Below are 4,059 nucleotides of genomic sequence, written 5' to 3'. Positions count from 1 at the left end.
CGGCGCTGCCCCTTTCGATCCTGATCGCTTCGCTCGAGAGGTATTCCTGGGTGAGAGGGATCTCTGAAAGGACATGAATCTCTTCCCCGGAGAAAAGAACCTTCCAGTCCGAAACGAACTCCGACAGCCTGTGCTGGTCCGGGACGATGGCAAGAAGCGGTCGTTCCGCGCCCCTGAGCAGCCAGCACCAAGAAGATGTACCTGCAGGGAGATGGACCTTCTTCGATGCCCGCTGGAACAAAGGCGTTCCCATGGTCCCGATATCCAGGGGTTGTTGTTCATCCTGGGTGGTCATGGCAAAAGGAGGGTTACTCCTTCTCCCTGAAGTCGTTATGGGAATCCCCGGAAGCGTCTGTAGGTGAATTGGCCTCCCTCATGGCCTCATCAATACCTCGTGTAATCCATGCCAAAACCACATCGGCGGACCTATCGACGATGGTCGGCAGGTCGGCGAGTTCCTCCGGCGAGAATACCTCGGTAACATATTCCGCCAGATCCTTTTCGGGGCCCGAGGAGCCTATACCTATACGCAACCTAGGGAAGTCCAGTGACCCCAATTGGGCGATGATAGAAATCATGCCCTTATGCCCCCCGGCAGACCCCCTCGCCCTTAGCCGGATCCGTCCGAAGGGGAGCGCGGCGTCATCATAAATGACAAGAAGATTATCCAGGTCAAGGTCAAAATAGCGGAAGGCCTTCACGACGGCACTCCCGCTCAAGTTCATGTAGGTCATGGGTTTCATGAGAAGTACTCTCTCGCCATCGACGGGGATGGGACCCCAAGCCTGGGAGTCCATAGAAAGGGCGTGCTTCGGGGCCCCCAAACGTCGGCGCAGGAGGTCAAGGACATGCCAACCAGTGTTATGCCTTGTCCAGGCATAACGTACACCGGGGTTGCCAAGCCCTACGACAAGTTTCAAAGGGCGCTAGACCTCCTCTTCCTTGGCTTTCCCCTTCGCGACGACCTCTACTTCGGCAGTTTCCTCTTCTTCTTCCTCCTCTTCAGGCTCAGGTTCAGCCTCCACGCGGGCCGGTGCGATGGTCACTATGATTTCTTCAGGGGAGAGGACCAAGACGGCGCTTTCAGGGAATTCCACATCGGAGATCCTGATCGTTCCGTCTATGAGCAACTCCGACACATCGATGACGATGGAGGCGGGAATCTCGCTGGGAAGGACTTCCATCTCCACTTCGTGGATCAACTGTTCAAAGACGCCTCCCTGTTTGATCCCTGCGCATCTTTCCCTTCCAATTATCTCAACGGGTACATTTACCGAAACCTTGTGGCCCTTCTTGAGTTGCAGAAGATCCATGTGAAGAATATCCCCCGTCAGCGGATTCCTTTGCAGGTCCCTCATGAGGCAGAGTTCCCTTTTCCCCCCCGGGGTCACCACGTCAAGCCTGGCGGTCTCCCAACGGCCGGATTGCACAACGGGCACAATGCTCTGGACCGCCACGTAAAAGGGCATCGACTCCGGATAGCCGTGACCGTAGAGGACCCCGGGTATCTTGCCTTCGCTCCTGATCTTCTTACAGTGCTGTTTCCCCGTTTCTTCCCTTTTTTCAAGCCTTATCCTGGTGCTTTTGTCCATGAAATACCCTCCTCGTAATATATGAGAACAGGGGGCCGCCGGGTCTACCGAAAAAGGATGCTCACGGAATGATCGGAGTGTATCCTGCTTATGGCCTCCGCGAAAAGTGGTGCTATGGAGAGAACGGTGATATTGTCGATTCTCTTCTCCTCCGGGAGTGGGATCGTGTTTGTCAGGACCACCTGGTGAATGGGCGACCTGCTTATCCTGTCGATGGCTGGACCCGAGAGGACGCCGTGGGTCGCACAAGCGTAGACTTTTTTGGCTCCCCTCGCCAATACCGCCTCGGCCGCCTGCACCATCGTGCCCGCCGTATCTATGATATCGTCCACGAGCACCGCCGTCTTGCCCGAGACGTCACCGATCACTTCCATGACCTCGCTGAAGTTGGCCACCTCATAGGAGCGACGCTTGTCGACTATCGCGAGGTCGGCATTAAGGGGCACCGCGAAACGCCTGGCCCTGGTCACGGCGCCGATATCGGGCGGGATGACCACCAGGTCGCCCTTCCCCAGTTCTTCCTTCAGGGCATCCCTGAAGTAGGCGGCTAACAGCGGTATACCCGTGAGGTGATCCACGGGGATGTCAAAGAAGCCCTGAAGCTGGCCAGCGTGCAGATCCGCCGCCAGGACGCGGTCGGCGCCAGCCTTCTCAATCAGGTTGGCCACCAGTTTGGCGGTTATGGGATCCCTGGCTTTGGATTTTCGGTCTTGCCTCGCATACCCGAAGTAGGGGGTCACCACGTTCACTCGGTAGGCCGAGGCCCTGCGCATGGCATCGATCAAAATCAGGAGTTCCATGAGGTTCTCGTTGACGAGTTCGCAGGTAGGCTGGACAACGTAAACATCGGCCCCTCTTACGCTCTCTTCCACGGAAAGTCCGATCTCTCCGTCGGAGAAGCGGAAGATATTCGCTGTCGCGACCCCGACTCCGAGGTTTTCACAGATCGACCTGGTGAATTCTGGATGGGCGCTACCCGAAAAAACCTTCAGTTCCCTTAATTTTGAGGCCATCTTCATTCTCCTCCCTCGTCGGTCTTCCTTCTTCTGCGGGCCCATCCCTCAATATTCTTCTGCCTAGCCCTTCCGATGGCCAGGCCTTCGGCGGGAACGTCCTTCGTGATAACCGACCCGGCCGCGGTGTAACAACCGTCGCCCAGCGTGACGGGTGCCACCAACATTGTATCGCTGCCAACGAAGCAACCTTCGCCAATGATGGTCGGATTTTTCTTTTCCCCGTCATAATTGCAGGTTACGGTGCCGGCTCCTATGTTGCTTCCTTTCCCCACCGTGGCGTCGCCAATGTAGGTTAGGTGAGGAACCTTGGCTTTTTCGCCGATGACGCTTTTTTTGATCTCTACGAACTTGCCCGCGAAAGCTCCCTCGCTCAGCACCGAACCATCCCTGACGAAGGTGAAGGGGCCTAGGGTCGAATTATCGCCGGCCGTACTGTCGCAAATCACGACATGACCCAACAGGTGGACATTCTTGCCTAAAACGCTGTCCCTGACAATAGAGAAACTGCCTAACCTGGAACGGCTACCGATCTTTGACGCTCCCCACACCTGCACAAAGGGTTCCACCGTCACGTCGTCGCCGATGACAACACCCGGCCCAATCCAAACCGTCCCGGAATCGACGCACTTGAGCCCATTTCTCATATGGCGGTCGAGAATACGCCCCCGCAAAATCCCCGATACCCTGTCCAGCTGCAGAGGATCGTTGACGCCTTCCATCTCGTCCGGGTCAGGGCAGGTCATCATACCCACCTTTTTCTCCTCTTCGCCGAGGCCGTGGATAACGTCGGTCAGGTAATACTCCCCTTGGGAGTTTTCCCTGCCGACGTTCTCCAGTTGCTCCAAAAGCGACTCCGTTCTGAAGACATAGATACCGCTGTTGACCCTGTAGCATTTCTTTTCATGCTCGAGGGCATCTTTTTCCTCGACGATCCTGAAACCCCTGTCCGTGTCGAGAACACGGCCGTAACCCGTCGGATCAGTGGGCTCGAACACCAGGAAGGTACAATCCTCATCGGCCTCAATGTTCCGGGTGTTCAACCCGGTCAGTGTTTCCTTGGCTATCAGGGGTACATCTCCCGGGATGATTATCACCCGTTCAAATCGCGATACCCACTCCCGGGCAGTATAGACCGCATGACCCGTGCCCAATTGTTCCTGTTGAACGATCATTTCTGTCCCGGGCCAGGCGTTCTCCAGGTACCGGGAAACAGCCTCGCTCCCGTAACCGACTACCACAGCCCTGCCGGAGAAACCAGGATCGTCCGTCGATTCCATGGGATAATAGAGAAGTGGTTCGTTGAGCAGTTCGAGAAGGACCTTGGGAGTTTCGCTCTTCATGCGCGTACCTTTGCCGGCGGCCAGGACCAGGACTCCAGTGCCCGCTATAGACATGACGATCCCCCTCCACCAGATTTTGTCTACCCTGATTTTAACATGCCTGAACTGACT

5 protein-coding genes are annotated in these 4,059 nt (G+C 56.3%); all 5 read right to left on the bottom strand.

The genetic code is table 11. The features are described from left to right. A partial coding sequence (locus GX108_07555) for a hypothetical protein (GenBank protein NLO56888.1) occupies positions 1 to 295 on the bottom strand: 295 nt, incomplete at its 3' end. A 13-nt stretch (positions 296 to 308) separates the two neighbouring features. Next, entirely contained in the window at positions 309 to 920 is a 612-nt protein-coding gene (locus GX108_07550; GenBank protein ID NLO56887.1) for an aminoacyl-tRNA hydrolase, read from the bottom strand. Positions 921 to 926: 6 nt separating this feature from the next. Next, positions 927 to 1,592, bottom strand: coding sequence for a 50S ribosomal protein L25 (locus tag GX108_07545; protein ID NLO56886.1), 666 nt, complete (start codon positions 1,590 to 1,592; stop codon positions 927 to 929). Between the two features lie 44 nt (positions 1,593 to 1,636). Further along, positions 1,637 to 2,605, bottom strand: coding sequence for a ribose-phosphate pyrophosphokinase (locus GX108_07540; GenBank protein ID NLO56885.1), 969 nt, complete (start codon positions 2,603 to 2,605; stop codon positions 1,637 to 1,639). Positions 2,606 to 2,607: 2 nt separating this feature from the next. Further along, positions 2,608 to 4,002 carry a bifunctional UDP-N-acetylglucosamine diphosphorylase/glucosamine-1-phosphate N-acetyltransferase GlmU gene (gene glmU / locus GX108_07535; GenBank protein ID NLO56884.1) on the bottom strand — a complete coding sequence of 465 codons (1,395 nt, stop codon included), beginning with the start codon at positions 4,000 to 4,002 and terminating at the stop codon, positions 2,608 to 2,610. Positions 4,003 to 4,059: the final 57 nt, after the last annotated feature.

Source organism: Thermovirga sp. (assembly GCA_012523215.1).
GTDB lineage: Bacteria > Synergistota > Synergistia > Synergistales > Thermovirgaceae > 58-81.
Note: the sequence above shows the minus strand (reverse complement) of the source record. Positions and strands in the feature narration are given on the sequence as shown.

What these genes read in the sequence shown, in the direction of transcription:
- GX108_07540 (NLO56885.1), bottom strand. Translation starts at nt 2,605, where the DNA reads ATGGCCTCAAAATTAAGGGAACTGAAGGTTTTTTCGGGTAGCGCCCAT.
- GX108_07545 (NLO56886.1), bottom strand. Translation starts at nt 1,592, where the DNA reads ATGGACAAAAGCACCAGGATAAGGCTTGAAAAAAGGGAAGAAACGGGG.
- glmU (NLO56884.1), bottom strand. Translation starts at nt 4,002, where the DNA reads ATGTCTATAGCGGGCACTGGAGTCCTGGTCCTGGCCGCCGGCAAAGGT.